This window comes from Halobacillus sp. ACCC02827, assembly GCF_030291935.1.
In the GTDB taxonomy this organism is placed as follows: domain Bacteria; phylum Bacillota; class Bacilli; order Bacillales; family Halobacillaceae; genus Halobacillus.
Map to the genome: position 1 here is coordinate 2,312,739 of NZ_CP128168.1, position 24,030 is coordinate 2,336,768.

Annotated in this window: 28 protein-coding genes and 1 other annotated feature; of the genes, 2 read left to right on the top strand and 26 right to left on the bottom strand. The window is 47.2% G+C overall.

Features of this window, described 5'->3' with window-relative positions; all coding sequences use genetic code 11:
- Positions 1-50: 50 nt before the first annotated feature.
- Together secDF and QRD89_RS12325 are read right to left on the bottom strand one after the other, a co-directional pair.
- The gene (secDF, locus tag QRD89_RS12320) at positions 51-2,333 is read right to left on the bottom strand and encodes a protein translocase subunit SecDF (protein ID WP_286095344.1); all 2,283 of its coding nucleotides are present in this window, start codon (positions 2,331-2,333) and stop codon (positions 51-53) included.
- Between the two features lie 144 nt (positions 2,334-2,477).
- Positions 2,478-2,762 carry a post-transcriptional regulator gene (locus tag QRD89_RS12325; protein WP_026577171.1) on the bottom strand — a complete coding sequence of 95 codons (285 nt, stop codon included), beginning with the start codon at positions 2,760-2,762 and terminating at the stop codon, positions 2,478-2,480.
- Positions 2,763-2,871: 109 nt separating this feature from the next.
- Here QRD89_RS12325 and spoVB point away from each other — a divergent pair, with 109 nt between their 5' ends.
- A complete protein-coding gene (spoVB, locus tag QRD89_RS12330) occupies positions 2,872-4,428 on the top strand; it encodes a stage V sporulation protein B (RefSeq protein ID WP_286095346.1) in 1,557 nt (518 codons plus the stop codon).
- 37 nt (positions 4,429-4,465) lie between these two features.
- Here spoVB and QRD89_RS12335 read toward each other — a convergent pair whose 3' ends face one another.
- Together QRD89_RS12335 and QRD89_RS12340 are read right to left on the bottom strand one after the other, a co-directional pair.
- The gene (locus QRD89_RS12335; protein ID WP_008637979.1) at positions 4,466-5,122 is read right to left on the bottom strand and encodes a DUF421 domain-containing protein; all 657 of its coding nucleotides are present in this window, start codon (positions 5,120-5,122) and stop codon (positions 4,466-4,468) included.
- A gap of 58 nt (positions 5,123-5,180) precedes the next feature.
- Positions 5,181-6,470 carry an ArsB/NhaD family transporter gene (locus QRD89_RS12340; RefSeq protein WP_008637978.1) on the bottom strand — a complete coding sequence of 430 codons (1,290 nt, stop codon included), beginning with the start codon at positions 6,468-6,470 and terminating at the stop codon, positions 5,181-5,183.
- A gap of 127 nt (positions 6,471-6,597) precedes the next feature.
- Between QRD89_RS12340 and QRD89_RS12345 the strand changes: the two genes are divergently transcribed.
- The gene (locus tag QRD89_RS12345; RefSeq protein ID WP_008637977.1) at positions 6,598-6,978 is read left to right on the top strand and encodes a TIGR04086 family membrane protein; all 381 of its coding nucleotides are present in this window, start codon (positions 6,598-6,600) and stop codon (positions 6,976-6,978) included.
- Between the two features lie 53 nt (positions 6,979-7,031).
- Here QRD89_RS12345 and yajC read toward each other — a convergent pair whose 3' ends face one another.
- From yajC to QRD89_RS12455, 22 genes are all read right to left on the bottom strand, one after another.
- Positions 7,032-7,289: a preprotein translocase subunit YajC gene (yajC, locus tag QRD89_RS12350; protein ID WP_008637976.1), complete on the bottom strand. Its 258-nt coding sequence runs from the start codon at positions 7,287-7,289 to the stop codon at positions 7,032-7,034.
- 15 nt (positions 7,290-7,304) lie between these two features.
- Complete coding sequence (tgt, locus tag QRD89_RS12355; RefSeq protein ID WP_008637974.1) at positions 7,305-8,441, bottom strand: tRNA guanosine(34) transglycosylase Tgt; 1,137 nt, start codon at positions 8,439-8,441, stop codon at positions 7,305-7,307.
- Between the two features lie 34 nt (positions 8,442-8,475).
- Positions 8,476-9,501 (bottom strand): tRNA preQ1(34) S-adenosylmethionine ribosyltransferase-isomerase QueA, encoded by a 1,026-nt coding sequence (gene queA, locus QRD89_RS12360; RefSeq protein ID WP_008637972.1) that lies wholly within the window; start codon positions 9,499-9,501, stop codon positions 8,476-8,478.
- Positions 9,502-9,532: 31 nt separating this feature from the next.
- Positions 9,533-9,730 (bottom strand): DUF2905 domain-containing protein, encoded by a 198-nt coding sequence (locus tag QRD89_RS12365; protein WP_008637970.1) that lies wholly within the window; start codon positions 9,728-9,730, stop codon positions 9,533-9,535.
- A complete protein-coding gene (gene ruvB, locus QRD89_RS12370) occupies positions 9,727-10,728 on the bottom strand; it encodes a Holliday junction branch migration DNA helicase RuvB (RefSeq protein WP_286095347.1) in 1,002 nt (333 codons plus the stop codon). Before ruvB ends, QRD89_RS12365 begins: the two co-directional genes overlap by 4 nt.
- A 13-nt stretch (positions 10,729-10,741) precedes the next feature.
- Positions 10,742-11,359, bottom strand: a complete 618-nt coding sequence (gene ruvA, locus QRD89_RS12375) for a Holliday junction branch migration protein RuvA (protein ID WP_008637967.1) — start codon at positions 11,357-11,359, stop codon at positions 10,742-10,744.
- Between the two features lie 199 nt (positions 11,360-11,558).
- Positions 11,559-12,128 carry a BofC C-terminal domain-containing protein gene (locus QRD89_RS12380; protein ID WP_008637966.1) on the bottom strand — a complete coding sequence of 190 codons (570 nt, stop codon included), beginning with the start codon at positions 12,126-12,128 and terminating at the stop codon, positions 11,559-11,561.
- Between the two features lie 78 nt (positions 12,129-12,206).
- The gene (locus QRD89_RS12385; RefSeq protein WP_286095348.1) at positions 12,207-12,959 is read right to left on the bottom strand and encodes a YebC/PmpR family DNA-binding transcriptional regulator; all 753 of its coding nucleotides are present in this window, start codon (positions 12,957-12,959) and stop codon (positions 12,207-12,209) included.
- A 78-nt stretch (positions 12,960-13,037) separates the two neighbouring features.
- Entirely contained in the window at positions 13,038-13,592 is a 555-nt protein-coding gene (locus QRD89_RS12390) for a YhcN/YlaJ family sporulation lipoprotein (protein WP_008637964.1), read from the bottom strand.
- 70 nt (positions 13,593-13,662) lie between these two features.
- The gene (nadE, locus tag QRD89_RS12395; RefSeq protein ID WP_062513858.1) at positions 13,663-14,400 is read right to left on the bottom strand and encodes an NAD(+) synthase; all 738 of its coding nucleotides are present in this window, start codon (positions 14,398-14,400) and stop codon (positions 13,663-13,665) included.
- A 35-nt stretch (positions 14,401-14,435) separates the two neighbouring features.
- Positions 14,436-15,395 (bottom strand): aminoglycoside phosphotransferase family protein, encoded by a 960-nt coding sequence (locus tag QRD89_RS12400; RefSeq protein ID WP_008637960.1) that lies wholly within the window; start codon positions 15,393-15,395, stop codon positions 14,436-14,438.
- Positions 15,385-16,302 carry a SafA/ExsA family spore coat assembly protein gene (gene safA, locus QRD89_RS12405; RefSeq protein ID WP_286095349.1) on the bottom strand — a complete coding sequence of 306 codons (918 nt, stop codon included), beginning with the start codon at positions 16,300-16,302 and terminating at the stop codon, positions 15,385-15,387. The genes QRD89_RS12400 and safA overlap by 11 nt, the downstream gene beginning before the upstream one ends.
- 174 nt (positions 16,303-16,476) lie before the next feature.
- Positions 16,477-17,352 (bottom strand): prephenate dehydratase, encoded by an 876-nt coding sequence (gene pheA, locus QRD89_RS12410; protein ID WP_008637956.1) that lies wholly within the window; start codon positions 17,350-17,352, stop codon positions 16,477-16,479.
- A gap of 15 nt (positions 17,353-17,367) precedes the next feature.
- The gene (gene thrR / locus QRD89_RS12415; RefSeq protein WP_008637949.1) at positions 17,368-17,817 is read right to left on the bottom strand and encodes a transcriptional regulator ThrR; all 450 of its coding nucleotides are present in this window, start codon (positions 17,815-17,817) and stop codon (positions 17,368-17,370) included.
- A gap of 14 nt (positions 17,818-17,831) precedes the next feature.
- The gene (obgE, locus tag QRD89_RS12420; protein ID WP_008637947.1) at positions 17,832-19,115 is read right to left on the bottom strand and encodes a GTPase ObgE; all 1,284 of its coding nucleotides are present in this window, start codon (positions 19,113-19,115) and stop codon (positions 17,832-17,834) included.
- Between the two features lie 13 nt (positions 19,116-19,128).
- Complete coding sequence (locus QRD89_RS12425; protein WP_008637945.1) at positions 19,129-19,644, bottom strand: Spo0B domain-containing protein; 516 nt, start codon at positions 19,642-19,644, stop codon at positions 19,129-19,131.
- Between the two features lie 154 nt (positions 19,645-19,798).
- Complete coding sequence (gene rpmA, locus QRD89_RS12430; protein WP_026577166.1) at positions 19,799-20,089, bottom strand: 50S ribosomal protein L27; 291 nt, start codon at positions 20,087-20,089, stop codon at positions 19,799-19,801.
- Positions 20,090-20,103: 14 nt separating this feature from the next.
- Complete coding sequence (locus QRD89_RS12435) at positions 20,104-20,433, bottom strand: ribosomal-processing cysteine protease Prp (RefSeq protein ID WP_008637939.1); 330 nt, start codon at positions 20,431-20,433, stop codon at positions 20,104-20,106.
- A gap of 11 nt (positions 20,434-20,444) precedes the next feature.
- On the bottom strand, positions 20,445-20,753 hold the full coding sequence (rplU, locus tag QRD89_RS12440; protein ID WP_008637938.1) for a 50S ribosomal protein L21: 309 nt from the start codon (positions 20,751-20,753) through the stop codon (positions 20,445-20,447).
- A 13-nt stretch (positions 20,754-20,766) separates the two neighbouring features.
- Positions 20,767-20,838: a sequence feature (ribosomal protein L21 leader region), on the bottom strand.
- A gap of 36 nt (positions 20,839-20,874) precedes the next feature.
- On the bottom strand, positions 20,875-22,305 hold the full coding sequence (locus QRD89_RS12445) for a ribonuclease E/G (protein WP_286095350.1): 1,431 nt from the start codon (positions 22,303-22,305) through the stop codon (positions 20,875-20,877).
- A 17-nt stretch (positions 22,306-22,322) separates the two neighbouring features.
- A complete protein-coding gene (locus tag QRD89_RS12450; RefSeq protein WP_286095351.1) occupies positions 22,323-23,180 on the bottom strand; it encodes a M50 family metallopeptidase in 858 nt (285 codons plus the stop codon).
- A complete protein-coding gene (locus QRD89_RS12455) occupies positions 23,167-23,937 on the bottom strand; it encodes a M23 family metallopeptidase (protein ID WP_062513865.1) in 771 nt (256 codons plus the stop codon). The genes QRD89_RS12450 and QRD89_RS12455 overlap by 14 nt, the downstream gene beginning before the upstream one ends.
- Positions 23,938-24,030: the final 93 nt, after the last annotated feature.

The window sequence follows — 24,030 nt, forward strand, 5'->3', positions numbered from 1 at the left end:
AGCTGAAAAAATCCCCGCCTTCAGGGCGGGGATTTTTTCTTTCTCTATTCTTAGACTTGTGGTCCATCCACTTTTTTCTTTTTCACGTAGTTAATTGGCTTTTCTTTGATGTTGCGTCCACGCCATATCAGCCACAGCTGAGAAGCAATGAACAGGGACGAATACGTACCTGCGAGCAAACCAATTACCAGCGCAAAGGAAAAATTCGTGATGGAAGAAGCACCGAAGAACAAGAGCATAACAGCCGCAAAAATAACGGTAAGTACCGTATTAATACTCCTCGTCAATGTCTGCATCAAGCTGTCGTTGACGATTTTAGCAAGTTCTTTAAAGGACTTGACCTTTTTCTTCTGCTTCAGGTTCTCTCTGATTCGGTCAAACGTAACGATTGTATCGTTGACGGAATACCCGACAATTGTCAGGATTGCCGCAATGATAGTGACGTCAAATTCAAGCCTTGTGATACTGAACAAAGCGATGATGAAGAATGCATCATGCAGCAAAGCAATGATTGCTGTGAGGGCGAAGAAAATTTCAAATCGGATAGTCACGTAAATGATAATCCCGATGGATGCATATAACACAGCAAGTGCCGCATTCTTCGCAAGCTCCTGTCCGACAACAGGAGACACCGTGCTGACGTTCGGTGTGTTCCCGTATTCTTCTTCATAGTAGGCCTGAATCTCAGACACCTTGTCTTTGCTTAGTTCCTTATCGAAACGAGCTACAGCTATTTCGTTATTATCTCCGGAAATAACGACTTTTTTCGGTGACAGATCGAATTCATCTTCCATTGTCTGTTCGATCTGTTCTGAAGAGACATTCTCGTCAGCAAGGATGGAAACCCGCGAACCGCTCGTGAAGTCAATCCCCAGATTCAAGCGGAAGATCGCGATGGCTATGATTCCCGCTACTACCAGGGCAATAGAAACTGCAAAGAACCGTTTTCTTAGACCCACGAAGTCAAATTGACGTTTGGCGAACGTTGCTTCAACTTCCTGTCCATCCTCAATATTTTGAATATCCTCAGGCTTTACCCCAAACCATTTCGGTCGCTTGTTCAGGAATCTGCTCTTCACCCAGAGCCCCATGAACAGGCGTGTACCGTAAACTGCAGTGATGAAGCTGACAAGGATACTTACAATCAGCATCGTCGCAAACCCTTTGACGGAACTTGTACCGAAAATGAACAATACTGCTGCAGCAATCAAGGTAGTGATGTTGGCATCCAATATTGTGGAAAGCGATCGTTTATTTCCTGCTTTGTAGGCAGACATGAGTGATTTACCTGATTTCAATTCTTCTTTAATCCGTTCATATGTGATGATATTGGCATCGACAGCCATTCCCACCCCGAGAATCAGGGCAGCGATACCCGGTAAGGTCAGGACACCATTCATCCATTCGAACACAAGCAGAATTAAATAAATGTAAGTCGTCAATGTAATCGTAGCGATGACACCCGGGAACCGGTAATAAGCGATCATGAACAAGAAGATAACAGCTACTCCTATAAATCCGGCAAGGATCGTTTTGTTCATGGCTTGTTCCCCGAATTGAGCACCTACAGAAGTCGAGTACGTCTCTTCCAAGTTAACCGGAAGGGATCCCGCATTGAGAACATCCGCCAGCTGTTTAGCCGACTCAACAGTGAAATCACCGCTGATCATGATGGAGTTACTTCGGATCGGACCATTCTGTCTGAACGACGGAGCAGAAATATAACCAGGATCCTCTTTCCCATACTCCTCTGCAAAGGATGTATCCTCATTGTAATCAAGCCAGATGACTAATAAATCATCCGGATAAGGCGTTTCCGGATCGTCCGGTGTTTCATAAATCTCCTTGGATACATCATAGAATTTAGAAGCATCTTTCACTTTCAACGTGACAACCGGCTCGTTTGTATCCGGATTGAAGGTCTGCTGAGCGCTTCCTTCCACCAAGTCCGAACCGTTTAAGTATTCTTTCCCGTCCGTGCCTCTCATAGAGAGCTGCGCGGATGTCGATAAAAGCTCCCGAGCCGTTTGTTGGTCTTCTACACCTGCAAGTTGAACACGAATCCTTCCTCCGTCTTCAATGGAGATATTCGTCTCACTGATACCTAGTGTATTGACACGCTGGTTCAATGACTCAGCAGTCGCTTCCAACACTTGATCATTGACTTCCTGGTCTTCGTTCAACGGTTCGACATCGTATAAGATTTCGAATCCTCCTTGAAGATCCAGTCCGAGTTTTATGTCTTTTGTAATTCCCGTGATGGTCGTCCCGATTGCAGCCGCTATCAACAAGACCACAAGGAAAAAGGCGACGATCCGCCCTCTTTTCACCATATATACCGCTCCTTCTATTCTGTTTCACACAGGCGGTTGTTGAACCACTTGTTATGTATTATGTATCAAAATCTGACAAATTAGAATCACTCGTTCTCCATTCTACTACTTTTTTTAAAAATGGCAACTGTACCGGAGAGCGTTTCAGGAACCTTCCAAGGCTTCGATCGAAGCAAGCAGGTCGTCGCTTTCGTATGCTTCAGCCGTCAAATAACCGGTGTATGTATGACTCGAGAGGCGAAAGATGTCCTGAACGATTTCATGAAGCCTCTTCTCCGGTTCTCCGTTCCAGACCTTCTTGATCAAGCAGTTCCAAACTTCTTCCTTTGTCGCTTGTTCATAGCCTAACAAATGCAGTTCTTCCACTTTGCTCTGCAACACCGGAGACACGCGCCTTCTCCATTCTCCGACCGTTTTCATTTGATCCATATCCATTCGCCTCTCTCCGCTATTTAATCTATTGTCATGGCTTGTCCAACCATACGCATATACTTCATTGTAGCGGAAATTCAATACTTTGAGAAGGCGGATCAATGTTATGTCTAAACAAACTTTTCTTCATGGAGCTCTCATTCTCGTAGCTGCAGGACTAATCACGAGATTGCTTGGCTTCATTAACCGGATCGTTGTAGCCAGGGTCATGGGGGCGGAAGGGGTGGGCCTTTACATGATGGCACTGCCTACACTCATTCTCGCCATTACGATCACTCAGTTCGGACTCCCCGTTGCTATCTCAAAGAGGGTGTCAGAAGCGGAAGCAGGCGGAGATGAACGGAAAATCAAGCGGATTCTGGCCGTATCTCTCTCCGTAACAGGTACACTCAGTATCTTATTCACAGCGCTGCTGTTCATCATGGCTCCCGTCATTGCCAATCACTTTCTGACGGATTCCAGAGCCCTCTATCCACTGCTTGTCGTTACACCAATCATTCCAATCATCGCTGTTTCCTCTGTAATAAGAGGCTACTTCCAAGGCCGTCAGAATATGAAACCTCAGGCGATGTCTCAAGTGATCGAACAGGTCGTGCGAATAGGTGCTGTCGTCCTTCTTACAAAACTGCTCTATCCTTACGGTGTCCAATTTGCAGCCGCAGGGGCCATGGCATCAGCTGTCCTCGGAGAACTTGCTTCTCTTTTCTATATGCTAAGACAATTCAACGTACACAAGCGGTTCCGTTTGAGGAAGACATGGAAAAGTCATATCGGTGAGGGACGAAAAACGTTGAATGAGTTGATGACCATTGCCCTTCCGACAACCGGCAGCCGATTTATTGGATCGCTGACGTATTTCTTTGAACCCATTCTCGTCGCACAAAGTCTGGCCATTGCGGGAATCGCAGCCGTTGAATCAACGAAACAGTATGGAGAGCTTACCGGGTATGTGCTGCCGTTATTGTTCCTGCCCACCTTTTTGACGCATGCTTTGTCTATATCTCTCGTTCCGTCCATCAGTGAAGCTGCAGCTCAAGGAAAAACAGAGACGATTCAGTACCGCATCATGCAGTCCATCAGACTCTCCATTGCTTCCGGTGGTGTCATCACCATTATTTTTATGATCTTCCCCGCCGTCATTCTCATGACTATTTACGGGACAAGCAGCGCCGCTTTTATGCTGCAGTTCATGGCACCATTCTTTCTGCTGCACTATATACAAACACCCCTTCAGGCGACTCTCCAGGCACTTGATTTAGCCAAGCCGGCTATGTGGAACACACTCATAGGCTCGGTCGTAAAATTTGTCGTCCTTGTCGGTTTAAGTTCACGACCTGAATTCGGTATACACGGAGTCGCGCTGGCAATCGTTGTAGGGGTGGTCGTCGTAACCCTGCTGCACATGGCTGTATTAATCAAGTACAAAATCATCACCTTCCCTGTTTCCATGTTCCTTAAGTTTGCTGCTGTAATCGGCATCACAGGATATGCAGGAATGACCTGGAAACACGCATGGCTGGATGCCAGCAAGCCGGTCTCTCAACTCTTGACGATGGGCGTAACGCTTACTGTCTTCTACCTTTTCTTATTATTCTTCTTCCAGCTTCTCCGCGTGGAAGAGTGGAAGATGATCCCATGGAAACGATTATTCCATAAAAAATAACCGCAGCAATCGCGGTTATTTTTTTATAAACAAATTCCTATTGAAAGGCATCGTTGCTGTCAAATAAAAGCTCCCCCTGATCGTTGATCGTACATAAGGATACTTCCTCGACGGATGAAAAACCGTTCTTCTTAACCTCGTTCAAAAGCCAGCTCTTATTCTTGCGGACCGTCCTCAGTCCACTATACTGTATCAAGCCGTCAGCAATGAGAACAACAGCGTAATCGGAAGTACCATCTTTCTTCTTTTCAAAGACGGAAAGTTTTCCGGACGGTTCCAAAATAGCATAGGAAACATCCTGCACCTGCTGAATACCATGTTCTCTTAACTGCAGTAGTAAATCATTGAAATTATAACGTTGCCGTCTCATTTCATGTTCATCCACGTGACCATGCTTAATGATGATGGAGGGTTTCCCATCGAACCAGTTTCGGAAGCGTTGGTTTTTCAAAGAAAGCCAGGCACTTGCCAGTTGAATTAACAGCAGCACTCCCATTGGAACGAGGGCGTGCCATAATCCGGAATCCGGCTTTTCGATTAAAAAGACAGCGATTTCCGCAAGCATGATATAGACGACGAGGTCCATGATACTCAACTCTCCAATCTCCCGTTTACCCATGAAACGGAAGACAAGCAGAATAAGGAAATAGGTGAGCAGTGTTCGACCTATAACGGAAACGACGACGAAATCCATCGATCCACGCCCTTTCTTGTAGGTTCTCCTCTACTTAACATCACCTATTTCCCCGAATTTATGAGAGAAATGGAAGCAAATATCGCACCCATATATAAATGGATGAGATGATAAGCGACAAGAACAATACCGGCACCCCGTAAAAAGAAAACTTCAGAAAAGGAATCGGTTGATTATGACTGGCAGCAAGCCCTGCCACCACTACATTGGCAGAAGCACCCACCAAGGTCCCATTACCTCCGAGGCAGGCTCCAAGCGCCAGGGACCACCAAACAGGGTCAACATCCATCATCCCGTATCCCTGCAGCTCCTGAACGACAGGGATCATGGCAGCGACAAAAGGAATATTATCGACAACGCCGGAGAGCAGTCCGGCACTCCACAACATGACGGTCGCCGTGATCGGCATGTCTCCACCGGATATCCATACCATCCCTCTTGCCAGTTCATCGATAATTCCTACCGTCTCAAGACCTCCGACAAGCATAAAAAGTCCAATGAAGAAAAATAAAGTCACCCATTCCACCTCTTGAAAGACATGTTCCACCTCGACTTCTTTTTCAGACAGGAAGAGGAGAAGCAGGGCACCGGAAACAGCAATGGTTGTTATATCCATATGAATGAATGGATGAAGCATAAAACCTGCTATGGTAAGAACCATCACGGAGATGGATTGGATAAGCAACCGGGAAATCGTCAAGTGTTCCTTTGCATCCATCTGCATCAATTCTTCTGCCAGCGCTTTATTATAAACAAGCCCTTTCCGGAAGAGGAGAAGTATGCCGGTGATGACCACGGTGAATATGATCAATACTACTGGACCCAGATGATACAGAAACGATACGAAGCTGAAATGATCGACCGCTTGTCCGATCATGATATTCGGCGGATCTCCGATCAAGGTTGCCGTCCCCCCGATATTGGAGCTGAAGATGGTCGTAATTAAATATGGAAAAGCCGGCAGCTTTAAACGGTCCACTAATGACAATAATACCGGAACAAATAAAAGTACCGTCGTAACATTATCCAGAAAAGCGGACCCGACAGCTGTGAACAGAGCCGTCATGAATAACAGCGGGACAGGACGGCCACGGACCACCTGTGCAAGCCGAATAGCCATGTACGTAAAAATTCCAGTTTTTTTCGTGATGGAAACAAGGACCATCATCGAAAACAACAGAGCAACTGTCTCCCAATCAATGAATCCGAAAGCCTGTTCCCACTCATACACATTTGCCATCAGCAGCAAAACCCCTCCGGCAATGGCCACAAGAGCACGGTTCAATTTCTCCGTCATGATCAATACATAACTAGCCACGAATATAAGCAATGCAAGTACAGTTGTCATAGACCTTCCCCTTTACGTGGACTTTTACTTATACCTATTCATATGGAAGGGGAAATATCTACTTCTATCCCTGTATAAAACATGCATATAGATAGAAAAGACAGGCGTTATAGAGAGGAGGGATGGGATGAAGAAATTACTACAGGGAGTACTTGGGTATGGTGTCGGTTCTATCTTCCTTTTGATGATTACAGCGGCTGGTGTACTGGCTCTGCTCCTTCGCTTTACATCCATGGAATACGGCACGTTGAACCAGATTGCTCTGGTGACTGGTTTAACGATCCTCGCCGTGGGTGGAATGCTTGCCGCTTATAAAGGCGAACAAAAAGGATGGCTGTCAGGCGGGATGACGGGAGTAATATTTGTTAGTGCCATGATACTGTTTCAAATCATCTTTGAAAACACGTTAATCTCCCTGCCACAGCTTAGTTATTTCGGCGGCCTTGTCCTGGCTGCATGGCTCGGAGGCATGATCGGAGTAAACCTGCCGAGAAAAGCGGCCAGGTGAAAGAATGCATAAAAAATCCCGCTACACGGTGTGTAACGGGATTTTTTGTCTCATCAGCTGAGTTTTTCACGAACAGAAGAACGATCAAACTTAAGCTGTGTACCATCTTGAACAGTGACAACCAGCGTACCTTCATCTATAGCATGAATCGTACCGTGTAGTCCTCCAATTGTTATGATTCTATCACCCTTTTGTAAGTCCGACTGCATCTGCTGCACTTGTTTCTGTTTCTTTTGCTGCGGTCGGATCAATAGGAAATAGAAAATGACAAACATTAGAATAATCGGCAATAATCCTACTAATGTCTCCATTTATTTCCCCCCTTTCTAAAAGTTCTTTGCGTTTGGTTTGTTGAAACCATACATTTCAAAGAATTCTTCTCTAAAGTCACCGAGTCGATCTTCTCGAATGGCTTCACGCACTTGCCCCATTAAGTTTAACAGAAAATAAAGGTTATGATAAGTCGTAAGTCTGAATCCGAATGTTTCATTCGCTTTAACCAGGTGACGGATGTATGCACGGCTGTAATTCCGGCACGTATGGCAATCGCAATTCTCATCAATTGGTCGGAAATCGCGCGCATATTTAGCATTTCTCACGACCAATCGGCCTTCCGATGTCATCAATGTACCGTTCCTCGCAATCCTTGTTGGAAGGACACAGTCGAACATGTCGATTCCACGGATGGAACCGTCAATGAGCGAGTCGGGGGAGCCGACTCCCATTAAATAGCGGGGCTTCTCGGAAGGAAGCAGAGGAGTCGTAAATTCAAGTACGCGGTTCATGACGTCCTTCGGTTCCCCAACAGACAAACCTCCTACAGCGTACCCCGGGAAGTCCATAGACGTTAGATCCATCGCACTCTGCCGGCGCAGGTCTTCGTACTCTCCACCTTGGATGATTCCGAACAGCCCTTGGTCGTTAGGTCGCTTATGTGCCTCCAGACAGCGTTCCGCCCAGCGGCTTGTCCGTTCGACGGACTTTTTCATATACTCATGTTCTGCGGGATAAGGAGGGCATTCGTCGAAGGCCATCATAATATCCGCTCCCAGTGAGTTCTGAATACGCATGGCTTTCTCTGGAGAAAGGAAAAGTTTTTCTCCGCTGATATGATTGCGGAAATGGACGCCCTCTTCTTCAATTCTTCTTAAGTCACTCAGGCTGAATACCTGGAACCCGCCGGAATCTGTCAGGATAGAGCCGTCCCAGTTCATAAATTTGTGGAGGCCGCCTGCTTCTTCGACGATATCCTCCCCCGGGCGGAGCCACAGGTGATACGTATTGGAAAGGATGATTTGTGCGCCCATTCTTTCCAGTTCTTCCGGACTCATCGTTTTAACGGTAGCAAGCGTCCCTACCGGCATAAACATCGGAGTTTCAAAAGAACCGTGAGGCGTGTGTACTTTCCCAAGCCGCGCCCCAGTCTGTTTACAAGTTTTTATTAATTCATAAGTGATTGCCATGTTTTCTTCCCTTTCTTACTCTTAAGATACAAAATCATGTAAGGAACATCGCGTCTCCGAAGCTGAAGAAACGATAGCGCTCTTCGACGGCTTTATGATAGGCTTCCATAACGAACTCCGTACCGGCAAATGCACTGACGAGCATAATCAATGTCGATTTAGGCAGGTGAAAATTCGTTATTAACCCGTCGATCGCCTGCAACTTCTGTGGCGGGTAAATGAAGATATCCGTCCATCCACTTGCTGCTTTGAAGTCCCCGTGGTCTCTAACTATCGTTTCAAGTGTTCGTGTCGAGGTCGTACCGACAGAAATGATACGGCCTCCCTTCGCTCTTACATTACGAAGATGCGCAGCTGTTTCTTCATTTAAACGATAAAATTCTGCATGCATATCGTGTTCTTCTATATTATCAACACTGACCGGGCGGAATGTGCCTAGTCCTACATGAAGAGTCAGATAAGCAATCTCGACTCCTTTTTCCTGAAGCTCTGTCAACAGCTCCTCTGTGAAATGGAGGCCTGCCGTCGGTGCGGCCGCAGATCCTTCTTCTTTCGCATAGACGGTTTGGTAACGTTCACGGTCGGATAACTGTTCCTTGATATAAGGAGGCAGAGGCATTTCCCCCAACGATTCCAAAACCTCAAGGAAGATCCCTTCATAATGAAACTTGACTTTACGACCGCCATGCTCCTGTATCTCCGTACATTCCGCGGCGAGCTGACCGTCGCCGAAGACGATTCGTGTCCCCAGCTTGATTTTCTTGGCAGGCTTCACAAGCACTTCCCATTCATCCGCCTCTGTCTGATGAAGAAGAAGAACTTCCACCTTGCCGCCTGTGTCCTCCCTGGCCCCATACAACCGCGCAGGAAGCACACGTGTATTGTTCAATACAAGGCAGTCTCCTTCGTTAAGATGGTCGGTAATTTTGGAAAAGCGCGTATGTTCAATAGATTGGTCCTCGCGGTTGCAAACCATCAAACGGGACGAAGAACGATCCTCCAAAGGCACTTGGGCAATCAGTTCTTCCGGCAGTTCAAAATCATATTGCTTAATATCCATGCTAATCCCCTATTCTTGCTATGTTTTTAATTCACCATTTGTTTATCAAATAGAAAAGGAAGGAAAGGACGATACTCACGACAATCGAGGTCACAATAGGAAAATAGAAGGTCATGTTTCCTTTCCTGAAGCTGATGTCTCCTGGAAGCTTGCCAAAGATACTCCACAGTAGACCGATGACGATAAACACAATCCCTATAACAATAAAGATTTTACCGAACCCAGTCAAGAGCCGGGCACCTCCCTGTTGAAGTGAGCATAAGCTTTCGGTGTCACAACCCGGCCCCTCGGCGTACGTTGGATATAACCGATTTGAAGGAGATAAGGTTCGTACACGTCTTCGATCGTCTGTGGTTCTTCCCCGATCGTAGCAGCGATTGTATCCAGCCCGACCGGACCTCCTTGAAAACCGTCCATAATTCCTTCCAAAAGCTTATGATCGATGAAATCCAGTCCTTCCGCATCCACTTGCAGCATTCGAAGAGCTTCTCTCGTCGTTTGCTTGGAAATGACGGATTCTCCCTTCACTTGCGCAATATCACGCACCCGCTTCAAGAGCCGGTTGGCGATACGCGGTGTTCCACGAGAACGCCGTGCCACTTCAGATGCCGCTTCTTTATCGATGTCCACGTGGAAAATTTCAGCCGTCCTTTCCACAATGGAGCATAACGCCTGGGTATCATAATATTCCAAGCGGCTGTGGACCCCGAAACGATCTCTCAGCGGTGCGGAAAGCAGCCCGGCCCGAGTCGTTGCTCCTACAAGCGTGAAAGGCGGGAGGTCAAGACGGACAGAACGGGCGCTCGGACCTGTACCAACGACGATATCGAGGCAAAAGTCCTCCATGGCAGGATACAGTACTTCTTCCACCGATCTCGGGAGTCGGTGAATCTCATCAATAAATAAAACATCCCCGGGTTCCAGCGAAGATAAGATAGCTGCCAAATCTCCAGCCCTTTCAATGGCAGGACCAGCAGTTGTACGGAATTGAACACCCATTTCATTGGCTATGATAGAAGCGAGCGTCGTTTTCCCCAATCCCGGCGGCCCGTACAAAAGAGCATGGTCCAGCGGTTCGTTTCTCATTCGCGCTGCCTCAATGAATATTTTCAAATTACCCTTCACCTGGTCCTGGCCGATATACTGCCTAAGCGTTTCAGGACGGAGACTCAGCTCTATATCCTGATCTACCTCCTGCTGTTCTCCAGATATCATACGATCTTCCACCAGTCATCCTCCTTCAAGCTTTCATCAATAGCTGCAGACCCTGGCGGACATAATCGTCCACACTCCCCTGCTTCGTCTTCTCCAGTTCTTTACGAACAAACTTCACTTCTTTCTCTGTATAACCGAGCGCCTTGAGTGCCTCAATAGCATCATCCAGACGTTCTCTGCGTTCTACGGAGGTCAAATCTTCTTTGTAGAACAGCGTATTTTCGTTCTCTTCATCCGGAAGCCAGACGATAAGTTTGCCTTTAAGATCAAGAATCATTTGGCGGGCTGTCTTCTTCCCAACACCGGGAAACTTAGTCAAGTACTTCTCATCTTCCTGCTCAATCGCGGATACGAATTCCGGAACACTTACCGTCCCCAGAATGGCGAGTGCGCCCTTCGGTCCAATTCCTGACACGTTCAGCAGCTGGGCAAACAACTGTTTATCCTCTTTCTTGCGGAAACCGAACAGCGACTGGTTATCTTCCCTGATGTAATGATACGTATGTACTTTCACTTCCTGATTCATTTCATCTTGAAAATGAAAGGGGTTGGCACATAAAATCTCATACCCTATCCCGTTCGTTTCTATAGTCATCGACCCTTCATCAAGCGTCGTAACGATTCCTCTGACATAACTGATCATGTAACTAATCCTCTCCAACCTTTAATAACTAATACTGTTATTGTAACATAGAAGCACATGTTCGCCCATCCTTCAAACCTTGCAACACGGATCCTTTTCTCCGAAAAAAAAGAGGAGACAACTTTTCACAAAAAAACGAATGCTTCCTTAATTAACAAAGGGTCGGCATTCGTTTTTTCTATAATTTCTTATGCATGGATCAGGCATGCTCTTCCTCCGTCACCCTCTGCACCACTTGTTCAAAATGGCGGAAATCTTTTATTTTTATCCCCGTCTTCAATTTATTTTTATACTTGGATTCCAGCGGCTTCACAGGTACGGGCTTGAATGATTCTATCACTTCCCCATGATCCGGAAGCCCTTGAAAGACCGCAAGCTCCCCATCCTTATTTAGACCGAAATATCCTTGGCTCTTCGTCAATGGAGAGATATCTTCCACTTGTCGTTGAAACACGATTTTCCCGACTTCCTGCTCTTCTACTGTCCAACCAGCGTATTCCGCCCAAAAATCCGGCATGGACCAGATTGTTTCTTCTTCCTGAGTCGTTTCTGTGACTCCATCCCTATAATGCTTCTTCAACACGACTATAAGTGTCAGAGGTTCCGCCTGCACACGCGTCTCTTCTGTGCTGCTTTCTGACACCTTCCCGTCAATGTTTCGTTGGAAAGGATGGTCTTCTACCTTCAAAGGTCGGTCGCTACTGTTTTCCATCCCCTGCCAGCCAACAAGAAGGAGACTGATGCCGATAGCCCACCACAAGCGTTTCATACTCGGTTCCCCCCATAAACTAAAATAACTTCCATTCCTAGTGTGTCCGGGAATGAAAGTTATTATGATAGAAAAGGGTCAGGACAATTTCGCCAGAACAGATTCATCTGCATCCAGGTTATGATAAACTTCCTGGACATCATCATTATCCTCGAGCATATCAATCAGTTTGAGCATTTTCTCTACTCCTGATTCATCAAGGTCTGTGTATGTTTCCGGTATCATCGTCACTTCATTGGTAAGAAATTGGTATCCGCTGTCCTTTAGGGCATCTTTGACAGTTGAGAACGACTCCGGCGCAGTATATATTTCAAACCGGTCTTCATATGTTTCCAATTCTTCCGCTCCGGCTTCGATCGCTTCCAACATCATGTCTTCTTCATCTGCATCTGTCAAAGAACGATCAATCACTAAATAACCAGAACGTTGAAACATAAAGGAAACACATCCATTTTCACCGAGGTTCCCATCATTTTTGTTGAACGCATGTCGTACATCCGCCGCCGTGCGATTCTTATTATCTGTCAATACTTTCACCATAACCGCAACACCACCAGGGCCGTAGCCTTCATACGTATATTCTTCATAATGGACGCCGTCCAGGTCCCCTGTAGCTTTCTTGATGGCACGATCAACGTTATCTTTGGGCATGTTGTTGGCACGTGCTTTATCCATAGCTAAGCGTAGAGGCGGGTTCGTCTCAGGATCTCCGCCTCCCTGCTTGGCAGCCATAAATATTTCCCGGGCCAGTTTCATGAACAGTTTGCCGCGTTTTGCGTCCTGCGCCCCTTTGCGATGCTTAATGTTACTCCATTTTGAATGACCAGCCATGGACATTCTCCTCTCCCATGCAAATCTTTTCCTTTATAAATATATCATAATCCCCAAAATGCTTGAAAGTCTGCCGAATTAGTTCTGATTAAAGAAACTTTGGAAGCGGTTTTTCCACTTATCCGGCATGTCAGACGCTTTTAATCTGGAATTTAAATCTTTCATGTGATCCCAGTTATTGTTGTTCGTATATATCGTGACTTTCTTATCTGAAACCTCTGCTACTTTCTCTTCAATTTTGTCCGGTATCGATTGATTTCTCCGGTCATAAGGGTTAATCATGACAGCGACGTACATACGGTCATCGGTTGAAAACGCCTGGGCCATGGTCACTTCATCCAGCTCATTGACCTTTTCGACGACACGCATCGCATCTTCGTTATTGAAGTCGTTATCGTGGGAACGATTTGTTTCTTGATATTTGGACTGCCGGAACTCTTCGTCTGCCGTCCGCTTGAAGTAGCTGTCTTTCCCTGTAGGGATCTTTCCTCTTCGCTCGGTTCCTTCGTCTGCTTGATATTCCATCGGTTCATAAATGGACTCTTTCGGTTCGGGAACCGTTTCTTCCTTTCCTGTCTGGCAGGCTGCGAGCACCCCCGGTATGAGGATGAAGACGATGAATAATTTCCACATAAAAACATTCTCCTTTTTCCCTTACTATGGGTCCAAGAAGAATGTTTTAATCTGACAATATTCGCCAAGCTTATTGAGGCGGTGCAGGCGGCAGCTGACGCTTATGAGCGGAACGTTTGTGTAAAGCTTCAATGATTTGACGGTCTTTCTCAGGGATTTCTTCCCCCTTCAAGTGACGATCGATCATCTCATAGCTGGTTCCCATTTCATTTTCGTCTGTCTGTCCTTCCCATAGGCCGGCACTCGGCTGTTTATGGATGACTTCTTTCGGAACTCCAAGGTATTCTGCCATTTCCCGGACTTCTCCTTTTGTCAAGTTCACAAGTGGAACGAGGTCTACCCCGCCGTCCCCGAACTTAGTGAAGTAACCTGTGTACCATTCGGCAGCATTGTCTGTTCCTACAACAAGGTATTTGTGGTTTGTAGCAACTGTGTAAAGCGTACTCATTCTCAAACGGGCACGAAGGTTGGCATCTGCGAGCTGGGATTGCTCTTCATTCCACTGCCCCTCGCTCTCCAGCTGTTCTTTAATGGTGGAGAACATGACATTATGCGTTTCGGTCAAGTCTACGACGATGGAAGACAGGTCGCATGCATCAATTACGCTCTGGGCATGCGTTTGATCGTCCGATTGGCTCTTACAAGGCATAATTACGCCTAAAGAGCGTTCAGGAAAGGCTTTCTTGATTAGGTTGGCAACAACTGCAGAGTCGATTCCTCCACTTACCCCGACAAGCAAACCTTCTACATTTGCTTTTTCTACTTGTTCCTGCAACCATGCTACGATTTGATTTACTTTTTGTTCCACCGGATTGTTCATCCTTTCACACATATGATATACAATCATAGCATATGTTCTGCATATCGGACAAACATCTTTCTACTTTCCCAGGCTTTTTCCAGCTTCCGCATCGGCCGCTGCATCGTCGATCCTTCCCTCACACCGCTTCTGTACCCGTAAAGCCATTCGCGCAGCAGGTCAGCAGGAACGAGGACCCCTTTCCACCAGATTTCCTTCTCCTTCACATGCGGGAAGTAAGAAATCAATGCTGTACGGTCTTTTTCTAAACAGGGGAGAAAGCGTTGAGCTAATTGAATGTGGTCGTATAAATGGGGTCCGGTATGAAGAAGATCGAAATCGATCAATTTGATCTGCTTATCCTTTGTCACCATGAAATTATGGTGGGCGACATCTCCATGCAGCCATTCATGATGATTCCACGCCCGTTCTTCGATTTCCCCCCATGGATGTTCAGAAAAATCCTCCAGGCGCTGCAGCATGGAAGAACGAATTTCTTCATACATATGTTTCTTTCCTAAATCAAGGAAGGTGTCTCTCGTCTCTTCAAATTGTTCCAGACGCCGCTCCCATTTGACGTAAAGCGGGTCTTTGGGAACCGAAAGCACCCCGATCCCTTTCGTAGTTCGGTGGAAATGGTGAAGGATGCGTACTGCCTGCTTACGGTCATGGTGCTTGTTGAAATCTGCGTGGTGTCCGTTCACATGTTCAAAAAGCGCCCACTCACATCCAAGCCTTCCTTTCGTTTCTTTTCTATCGGGAAACGGCACCGGACGCGCTGCTATTCTGTAAGCGTAATTCCAATGCTTAAAAAATTCCAGCTGCTGGTCAATGACACGGGGCCTGCGATACCCTTTCAAGATGAACGATTGATCCTTGTAGTTGACCTGGTACACTTTTGGTTTAATATGCCGCTCGAAAGTGATCGGCAGACCTTCCTCTGCCTGGAGCCAATGAAAAAGGCGATCCGTATATGAATCGCCCTTCCTCTTGTCAGCTCTCATCTAAATCATCTTCCCGCCAAGGTTGCTGATAACCCGGCCACATCGGCTGCCCCCAGCCCTGCTGTCCCTGCGGCATATATGGTCCTTGTTGACCCCAACCAGGATAACCCTGCTGCCAGCCCCCGTGATGGTACGGCATCGGTGCGCCATAGCCCATCTGTCCTTGCGGCAGTGACTGGCCGCCCCCACAGCCACAGCCACCGGACTGTGTACCGGGACTCATCATGTTATTGGACTCTTCTTCCCACATCTGCTGCTGCATTGGCATGTGCATCGGCATCGGCTGCTGCATTGGCATCGGCTGCTGCATTGGCATTGGCTGCTGCATCGGCATGTGCATCGGCATCATGACCGGATGCGGAGGACAGCAATAGAAGTCGGTATGAACGAGTTGGGGACCCTGTGGAGGGCAATACGGCTGCTGTGGCATAGGTGCCGGTACGAACTGTTCCCCTTTCACTTCCGGAGCCTTCACTTCTTCCGGAGACTCTTCCTCTTTCGGCTGCGGCGCGGGCATCTGCGGCAGGTGGAAGGTCGTATAATAATTTTGCATCTGCTGATCGATGCTCGGCATGGTGATCGGCATATTCATGTTAATTGGCTGCATCGGCATCATCGGTTTTTCCATGACACCCTTGACCGGTTTTTTCTCATCTTCCTTCATTGCCGGCGGAGGAGAAGGCATCGGCATTTCCTTCTTCGGTGCAGGCGCTGGAGCCATTTGCTGCTTGGGTGCTTCCTTTTTCACCTGCTTCGTACCTTGAGGGACTTTGATCTTCATACCCGGCATGATCATATCAGGATTGGATAGCTGGGTATTTACGGATTTCAACTCTTCAAAGTTAACCCCATATTTCTTGGCAATGTTCCAGAGTGTATCTCCTTTTTGTACAATGTGAATTCTCACATCTGCAACTCCCTTCCTGTCAATCTAAAAAACGATAAGACAATAATAGCTCAATAACACTCTATGCAAGACAACCCGAAAGATTGATGAAAAAGCCTACAATAAATTCGAAAAAAATATAAACAAACCCCCGGAACCCTATGTTTATAGGATTCCGGGGGTTTGTGTTTTTTTTTATGCTTTTTGTACCGGAGTAGGAATGTCCAACTGATAGGTCGGATAGGTCCCAAGAACGCGAAGCTGACAGCCTAACGCTTCCAACTCTGCCTGCACACCTGGAAACAGCACCTGATCGTAAGGCTGATCCACATCTATCAGGAAGAAATAGTTGCCGAGCCCGGTCTTCATCGGACGGGATTCGATCTTGGATAAGTTCATCTTCCTCCAAGCAAAGGCAGCAAGCACCTGATGGAGCGCCCCTACATAATCTTTCGGCAGTGTTACCATCACTGTCGTCTTATGGCTTGACACCGGATGGTCCTTCACTTTCAGCGTATGCGGCGTCTTCTGGACGACGGCAAAACGGGTATGGTTATTATCATAATCATGGATATCCGAAGCCAGCATCCGCAGACCATTCTGTTCAGCAGCCAGATGATTGGCAATCGCTGCAACCCCGGGACCGATTTCAGAAACCATTTCAGCCGCTCTGCCCGTGGAAGTTGTCGATTCCAATTGCGCATCCGGATAATGGCTGTGCAGATATTGGTGACACTGGGCAATGGCATGACTGTGTGAATACACTTTTTCAATTTCCTGCCCGTGATGATCAGGATGGACAAGCAGGTGTTGTTTGATCGGCACCGTAAGCTCTGCAATAATCGATTGATCCACTTGGTGGACCAGGTAATCGATCGTCAAATGCACCGATCCCTCGATAGCATTTTCCAACGGTACGACTGCTGTCGCTATCTCTCCCTTTTCAACGGCATCCAGACAGGAGGGAATGGTTTCAAAACTTACATACGTCCCTCCATCAAACATAGCGTCCACGGCCATTTTCGTAAATGTTCCTTTAGGTCCTAAGTATCCGATCCGTTGTTCCGACATGATTTCCCCTCCAAATTATGCTCCCGAACTGAGAATCTCTACACGATCCACAAAGTCCAGCTTATGCAGTTGCTGCAGTAATTTCTCAATTGATCCTGTCATTCCTGACGTATTCAGGGACAACGTGACGTTTGCTTTCCCCTGTAACGGAATCGTCTGATGGATCGTCAAAACGTTACAACCTGACCTCGCTACGATCATCAGCAGATCAGAAAGTGTCCCTTTCCTGTCTTCTAAATGGAAGAACAACGTGATCATCTGTTCTTTGACCATTGCCTGAAAAGGGAACACGGCATCTCTATATTTGTAAAAAGCGCTTCTGGAAAGTCCCACCTTCTGGACGGCATCGAAAATCGACTCCACTTTCCCCCGCTCCAGCAGGGCTTTCGCATCAATCGTTTTCTTCATCGCTTCCGGGAGGATGTCACTACGGACTAAATAAAACTTCTCATTATAATCCGCCATCGGCTCTGCCTCCCTTAATCGACGAATTCAAATTCGTAGTCAAGCAGACGGACAGTATCTCCGTTCTCCGCACCACGTTTACGCAATTCTTCATCTACCCCCATGCTCCGCATTTGACGCGCGAATCGGTTGATCGACTGATCACGCGAGAAGTCGGTCCTGCGGAACAGGGATTCAATTTTATCGCCATACAATACGTATGCTCCGTCATCATCACGACGGACTTTGAACGCTGCTTCTTCTTTCTCGTACTTATAGATCACACGCTCGTCGACTTCTTCAATCTCTTCTTCCTGCTTAGGAATCTGATCTAATTTGTCGGCGACTGCATAAAGAAGCTCCTCTAACCCTTCTCTCGTTACCGTAGATATGGAATAAATGTCTGCTTCCGTATCACCCAGCTGCTCTTTAAAAGCCTCTAGGTTCTCCGCAGATTCCGGCATATCCATCTTGTTTGCCACGATGATTTGCGGGCGGTTTTCCAATCGTTTATCATACGACGACAATTCATTGTTAATCGTCACGTAATCGTCATATGGGTCCCGTCCTTCCACGCCGGACATGTCAATGACATGCAGAAGCAGGCGAGTCCGTTCGACATGACGAAGGAACTGATGGCCAAGACCTACTCCCTCGTGCGCCCCTTCAATCAGACCAGGAAGATCGGCAAGAACGAAACTACGATGATCCTGACTCTCCACGACACCTAAGTTTGGAGACAGCGTCGTAAAGTGATAATCGGCAATTTTCGGTTTTGCTGCCGTCACTACGGAAAGGAAGGTGGATTTCCCGACACTTGGGAACCCGACAAGACCGACGTCAGCAAGAAGCTTCAGCTCAACGATGACATCTAATTCCTGGCCCTGCTCTCCATTTTCAGCGATTTCCGGTGCAGGGTTGCGTGCCGTAGCGAATCGGGCATTCCCACGCCCTCCCCGGCCTCCTTTAGCGATGACTGAGCGCTGCTTATGTTCCGTTAAATCGGCGATCACCTTGCCTGTTTCTGCTACTTTAACCGTTGTTCCAGGAGGCACACTCACGACGAGCGGCTCCGCATTCTTGCCGTGCTGTTTCTGGTTCATACCGTTTTGTCCGCGGGTCGCCTTGAAATGGTGCTGATACCGGAAGTCCATTAATGTATTGAGTCCTTCATCCACTTCAAATACGACATCTCCACCGTTTCCGCCGTCACCGCCGGCAGGACCGCCCATTGGAACGTACTTTTCACGTCTGTATGCGACGAGACCGTTCCCTCCGTCGCCACCTTTAACGAATACTTTGACCTGATCGACAAACATTCTATTCACCTCTTCATTCTATCGTCATTTCGATAGAAAGTTCTTTGTTATCAAATAATGTTACGATGAACCCTTCATGATTCAGCTTCTGCTTTAAATCGTCCCCGTTAATGAAAGGTCCTTCCCATTCCCAACTCAGTCCTAAAGCATTCTGGCCGCCCACATAAATCGTAAGCACCCCTTCATACAACTCGCCCGGTACTGTATGCTCGTCCATGAGCTGTATCATCCGTATCCCATAAGCGGTCAACCTCTGATCATGACGGGATAAATCAACATCGTCCACAAAGGAGAATTTCACTCGATAGGAATCGTGCGTCCAATTGAACGTCAACAGCCAGATGGAGAATGCTCCTGCATGACTATTTAACAACTTCCGCTCCTCTTCCGCCTCTTCCTTCACTTCTTCAATCTGTTCCATAAGTTTGTCCTGCTTTCCGAGAGACGCATACCCATGGATCAATTGAATTTGATTCATCCAGTCATGACGCTTATGCCTCAACACGGTAATGATATCCTGTTCTCCCATCCTGTCAGCTCCTCGTTCACCCATAATAATAAAAAGTATAGCAAAAATCCAAGGAAACCTAAACAGCCCTCGAAGCGCATGGCAAACAATATAGAAAAAGCCGCGCTTATGCGAAAAGCAAAGCGCGGCTTTTGTGCTGCAGGATCGTATTCAGTTACGCTTCCTGTTGTACAGGATAGACGCTGACTTTCTTACGGTCACGTCCGTAACGTTCGAATTTAACAACACCGTCCACTTTCGCGAACAACGTGTCGTCACCACCGCGGCCGACGTTTGCACCAGGGTAGATCTTCGTACCGCGTTGACGGTAAAGGATAGAACCACCTGTTACAGTTTGTCCGTCTGCACGTTTAGCTCCAAGACGTTTAGACTCGGAATCACGGCCGTTCTTTGTACTACCTACACCCTTCTTCTGGGCGAAAAACTGCAAATCAAGACGTAGCATGAGTCTTCACCTCCTTATCGATGGGATATTTTAATATATTGAGCGTACTCATTTTCAATGGTTTCCAATGAAACCAACATGCCTTCCAAGAGCGTTTGGGCTTTAGAATGAACGGATTCATCCATATTCCCGGGAAGGGTGATCTTTAAGTATCCACCTTCTCCGCCTTGTTCGACAGCAGGTTCGAATTCACACAGACTGATGACTGCATTCACTGCACCAAAGGTAACAGCAGAAACAGCTGCACATACGAGATCATGGCCATAAGGACCACTCTCTGCATGACCGGATACTTCAAATCCGGTAATCGAGCCGTGCGAGCGAAACATCGATACATGTATCATCAGGACGATCCTTACGCGTTGATGTCTTCAACGATAAGTTTCGTGTATGGCTGACGATGACCTTGTTTGCGCTTGTAGTTCTTCTTCGGCTTGTATTTGAATACAGTGATTTTCTTTTGACGACCTTGTTTTTCAACTTTAGCCGTTACAGAAGCACCGTCAACGTAAGGAGCTCCCACTTTCGTGTCATCTCCGCCTACGAAAAGAACTTTGTCAAAAGTAACAGATTCACCAGCTTCTACGTCCATTTTCTCAACGAAGATCTCCTGGCCTTTCTCCACTTTCACTTGCTTGCCACCAGTTTCAATAATTGCGTACATACTTGCACCTCCTCGATTTACTCAGACTCGCCATTCAGGTACCGGAAATCGGTTTAAAACCTGTTCTGCGCGGTTGTAGCATCGAAGTGCTACTTGAATAACAAAACAATGTTACCACAGATCAAAACAAGTTGTCAACATGATATCCGCGGCGCTGAACAGCATCCCGGATCATGTTTAAAGACCCTTCAAGCTCTATTTGATAGTGAAGAATTTGGGAATCCTCCCTAACAAACAGCTCCTGTGGAATTTTACTAGAAATCGCCCCGGAAAGCAATCGTTTTTTTTCATTATGGAAAAGAGGATTCACTACAAGGAGCTTCGCCTCCGTGCCGTCTCCCTTGGAATCGATTAGCTCCCGCTCCAGACGATAGACGGCAGTCTCCATCGTGAACGATGGTGATTGCTGTTCAGCAAGAAGGTCCGGCAGTCTCGCACCTTCTCTCTTCCTTGTCATTTCCAAGAGTCCGAGCTTCGTCAACCCGAGCACCGTTGTATGGACCGGGTCGTACCGAAGCGCCTTTTTTATTTCCGCGATCAGTCGTGCGTTGGATTTCTGATCTTTCATAGAAAGGAAGTCGACGATGATGATCCCGGACAGATTACGGAGACGGATCTGCCGTTGAATTTCCGGGACCGCTTCAAGATTGACCTGAAGCGCCTGGGAATTGGAGAAAGCGCGTCCTTTGAATGTAGAGCTGTTTACATCAATAACCGCCATTGCTTCCGTCTGATTAATATTAAGACGGGTCCCGTTTCCGATTTCCACCTTATCTGATAGCATTTGCTGCTGCAGAAGATCCAACGAAACAGGCAGCTCTTCGGATAAATTTCTGCTCCAGCGGATGAGAGGAGATAAAGATGGATACCGTTCCCTTGCCTCTTTGGCAGGCGTTCCGCTGTCGAAGACGATCTCCTTGATAGAAGTGACGGGGAATTTTCGCAGCAGCTGATCCGGAATCAGACTTTCCTGAAACAGTTTTCCCGATTTGTCCGTCCTCCCATTTAAAACGGACTCCCATTTCCTGCGCAGGTGACAAAGCTCCTCACAAACGTCATTCACTGCCGCCTCGGCCGCTCCAGTACGGACAATCACCCCTTCTCCATCTTCTATTTGATGAAGGACAGGACCTTCCAGCCTTGCCCGATCTTCCTCTTTCAGTTTGCGTGAGAACACCACTTTTCCACCGAAAGGCTGATAAATGAGGTTCAGACCCGGGATGGTTACATCCGCTGTTACCTGCGGCCCTTTCTCGCCAAGGGGCTCTTTTATCACTTGGACAATCAGGGATTCCCCTTCCCTAAGAACCGATTGAATGCTCTCTCCAGACCTCGGAATGGATTCCCTTCTTAGAAATCCACTCTTTTCTTCGCCGATATCAAGAAAGGCGGCCTGTAACCCTTGATCAACCTTTCTAACTTTAGCTGCATATAAAGAACCCGCGAGCGCTTCCGCTCCGGGCCGGTCCAGGACATATTCCTGAATAACGCCGTTTTCTATGACAACGGCGGACTTTTCCGTCGTTTCTGTATGTAGCACGAGCTTTCTCATGATTGTTCCATCCCTTTTCATAATGCAATTTTACGAACGTCCCCCAATCGCAGGTCGGTTTTCTTTTCGTCAAAAAAGACCCGGAAACACTCTTGTTCATCTACTATATATAATTGGGATGGCTGTTTCAAGACGTATTTGTAGCGACGGTTAGCCCGGACATTCTTCAACACATCCCGTACAAGCGTATCAGAATCCGCCTTCCTGTATGTTGTCTTCAAGCCCGTTCTGTTTTGAGATGCGCAGTACAACAAATACCGCATCTGAGTGTAGGAGCGGCGTTTCCACTCCAAGCCGTTCTCAACAATGAGAAAAGAGGCAAGCAGAATGGCAGAGAGAGTCCAACGCCCTTCCATAAACAGCCAAAGAAAGGCCAGAATCAAAACCGTACAGGAGAGTAGAATCGTAAAGGCAAGGCTTTGCCGGAACGACCAAACCTGGGTTGCTGCATAGAAGCAGATTTTCCCCCCGTCCAGCGGCCAGACAGGAAGAAGATTAAAAAGCAGGATCACTCCGTTATACAGGAGAGCTTTTTCCAGAAGCGGATGAGGGCCGACCAAATTCCCCAGACCAATTAAGAGTCCCGCGATCCATACATGCTGCAGAGGACCAGACAGTATCACGAGCATCTGCTCGCGAAAAGGCCTTGTATTATGTTCTTCACTTACTACAGCTCCGCCGAAAAGCCAAATCTCCATTTTCGTCACCCTCCAGCCACAGCGGCGGGCGGCGGTGAAGTGTCCGAGTTCATGAATAAACACAATGGTGAAAAGAACGACAAATTCATAAATCGCACCGGTCAAAAGTGCCGATCCAGCCAGGAGAAAAAACAGGGGGTGCACGTGGATCGTGTCTTTCAAATTAAGACCCTTCATTCACTTGGATCACCTCAGCCGGATCGAGGAACTGATCGTCTTTCTCCACCGCAAAAAAGAATTCAGCTGCTGATTCTCCCGCCTCTGCCTCAACTGACCCCAAACCTTTCTGCGCCTTAACATTTTCATAGAGATGAACGTCAATACTTGATAAATAGCCGTATGTCGTTTTCGTACCATCCTCATGCTGCAAGGTCACTGTATTTCCTGTATCCTCATCTTTCCCTGCAAAAATGACCGTACCCGCACGAACCGCTTTCACCTGGGAATCATTCTCTGTCCTCATAATAATCCCCTTTCCATCATTTTGAAAAGACGTGGTTACCGTCCCGCTTACAGGCATAGCCAGTGGTTCTTTCCCACCATCCTCCACAGGCTGAATAACCTGCAGCGGATCACCGAAACGCTCACTATACCACGCACTGACGCTTGCAAATGGGAACTCTTCCTGCATCTGACTGACAGCCCATTCTCCGGGGCCGCTTAACACTGGTAATTCCGTGTTCTTACCAAGAGCGACAACACCGAATAACAGAACGGCGAACAGCATTTGCAGACCGAGCCGGCTTGTCCCCTTCGACCCAGAGGGTTCTTCCCTTCCATACGTACTGCTTGTTACAAGTGGTGGATATCCATGCACCTCTTCATCTCCAGGCGGGGCCACCCACTTTTTCGGTGGCACAGACCCGCTGCTGTACAGTTTCTTTTTCTTTCTTCCCGCTATGTCCCTTCGTATATCACGAATGTCTCTTTTCACAAAACAAACCCCTCTCCAAGGACCCTTTTTACCATTCTATGGGACAAGGAGTGGTAATATTTATTTTTCCAAAAAAAAAGCTGCCACACATGG

What these genes read in the sequence shown, in the direction of transcription:
- QRD89_RS12450 (WP_286095351.1), bottom strand. Translation starts at nt 23,180, where the DNA reads ATGAAGGGTCTTAATTTGAAAGACACGATCCACGTGCACCCCCTGTTT.
- ruvA (WP_008637967.1), bottom strand. Translation starts at nt 11,359, where the DNA reads ATGATCAGTTATGTCAGAGGAATCGTTACGACGCTTGATGAAGGGTCG.
- QRD89_RS12380 (WP_008637966.1), bottom strand. Translation starts at nt 12,128, where the DNA reads ATGAAACGCTTGTGGTGGGCTATCGGCATCAGTCTCCTTCTTGTTGGC.
- pheA (WP_008637956.1), bottom strand. Translation starts at nt 17,352, where the DNA reads ATGTCGGAACAACGGATCGGATACTTAGGACCTAAAGGAACATTTACG.
- yajC (WP_008637976.1), bottom strand. Translation starts at nt 7,289, where the DNA reads ATGGAGACATTAGTAGGATTATTGCCGATTATTCTAATGTTTGTCATT.
- tgt (WP_008637974.1), bottom strand. Translation starts at nt 8,441, where the DNA reads ATGGCAATCACTTATGAATTAATAAAAACTTGTAAACAGACTGGGGCG.
- obgE (WP_008637947.1), bottom strand. Translation starts at nt 19,115, where the DNA reads ATGTTTGTCGATCAGGTCAAAGTATTCGTTAAAGGTGGCGACGGAGGG.
- queA (WP_008637972.1), bottom strand. Translation starts at nt 9,501, where the DNA reads ATGGATATTAAGCAATATGATTTTGAACTGCCGGAAGAACTGATTGCC.
- QRD89_RS12435 (WP_008637939.1), bottom strand. Translation starts at nt 20,433, where the DNA reads ATGATACATGTATCGATGTTTCGCTCGCACGGCTCGATTACCGGATTT.
- QRD89_RS12340 (WP_008637978.1), bottom strand. Translation starts at nt 6,470, where the DNA reads ATGACAACTGTACTTGCATTGCTTATATTCGTGGCTAGTTATGTATTG.
- QRD89_RS12325 (WP_026577171.1), bottom strand. Translation starts at nt 2,762, where the DNA reads ATGGATCAAATGAAAACGGTCGGAGAATGGAGAAGGCGCGTGTCTCCG.
- QRD89_RS12445 (WP_286095350.1), bottom strand. Translation starts at nt 22,305, where the DNA reads ATGAGAAAGCTCGTGCTACATACAGAAACGACGGAAAAGTCCGCCGTT.
- spoVB (WP_286095346.1), top strand. Translation starts at nt 2,872, where the DNA reads ATGTCTAAACAAACTTTTCTTCATGGAGCTCTCATTCTCGTAGCTGCA.
- QRD89_RS12390 (WP_008637964.1), bottom strand. Translation starts at nt 13,592, where the DNA reads ATGTGGAAATTATTCATCGTCTTCATCCTCATACCGGGGGTGCTCGCA.
- thrR (WP_008637949.1), bottom strand. Translation starts at nt 17,817, where the DNA reads ATGGCGGATTATAATGAGAAGTTTTATTTAGTCCGTAGTGACATCCTC.
- QRD89_RS12400 (WP_008637960.1), bottom strand. Translation starts at nt 15,395, where the DNA reads ATGAGAGCTGACAAGAGGAAGGGCGATTCATATACGGATCGCCTTTTT.
- QRD89_RS12345 (WP_008637977.1), top strand. Translation starts at nt 6,598, where the DNA reads ATGAAGAAATTACTACAGGGAGTACTTGGGTATGGTGTCGGTTCTATC.
- QRD89_RS12425 (WP_008637945.1), bottom strand. Translation starts at nt 19,644, where the DNA reads ATGGGAGAACAGGATATCATTACCGTGTTGAGGCATAAGCGTCATGAC.
- QRD89_RS12385 (WP_286095348.1), bottom strand. Translation starts at nt 12,959, where the DNA reads ATGGCTGGTCATTCAAAATGGAGTAACATTAAGCATCGCAAAGGGGCG.
- QRD89_RS12335 (WP_008637979.1), bottom strand. Translation starts at nt 5,122, where the DNA reads ATGGATTTCGTCGTCGTTTCCGTTATAGGTCGAACACTGCTCACCTAT.
- rplU (WP_008637938.1), bottom strand. Translation starts at nt 20,753, where the DNA reads ATGTACGCAATTATTGAAACTGGTGGCAAGCAAGTGAAAGTGGAGAAA.
- secDF (WP_286095344.1), bottom strand. Translation starts at nt 2,333, where the DNA reads ATGGTGAAAAGAGGGCGGATCGTCGCCTTTTTCCTTGTGGTCTTGTTG.
- rpmA (WP_026577166.1), bottom strand. Translation starts at nt 20,089, where the DNA reads ATGCTACGTCTTGATTTGCAGTTTTTCGCCCAGAAGAAGGGTGTAGGT.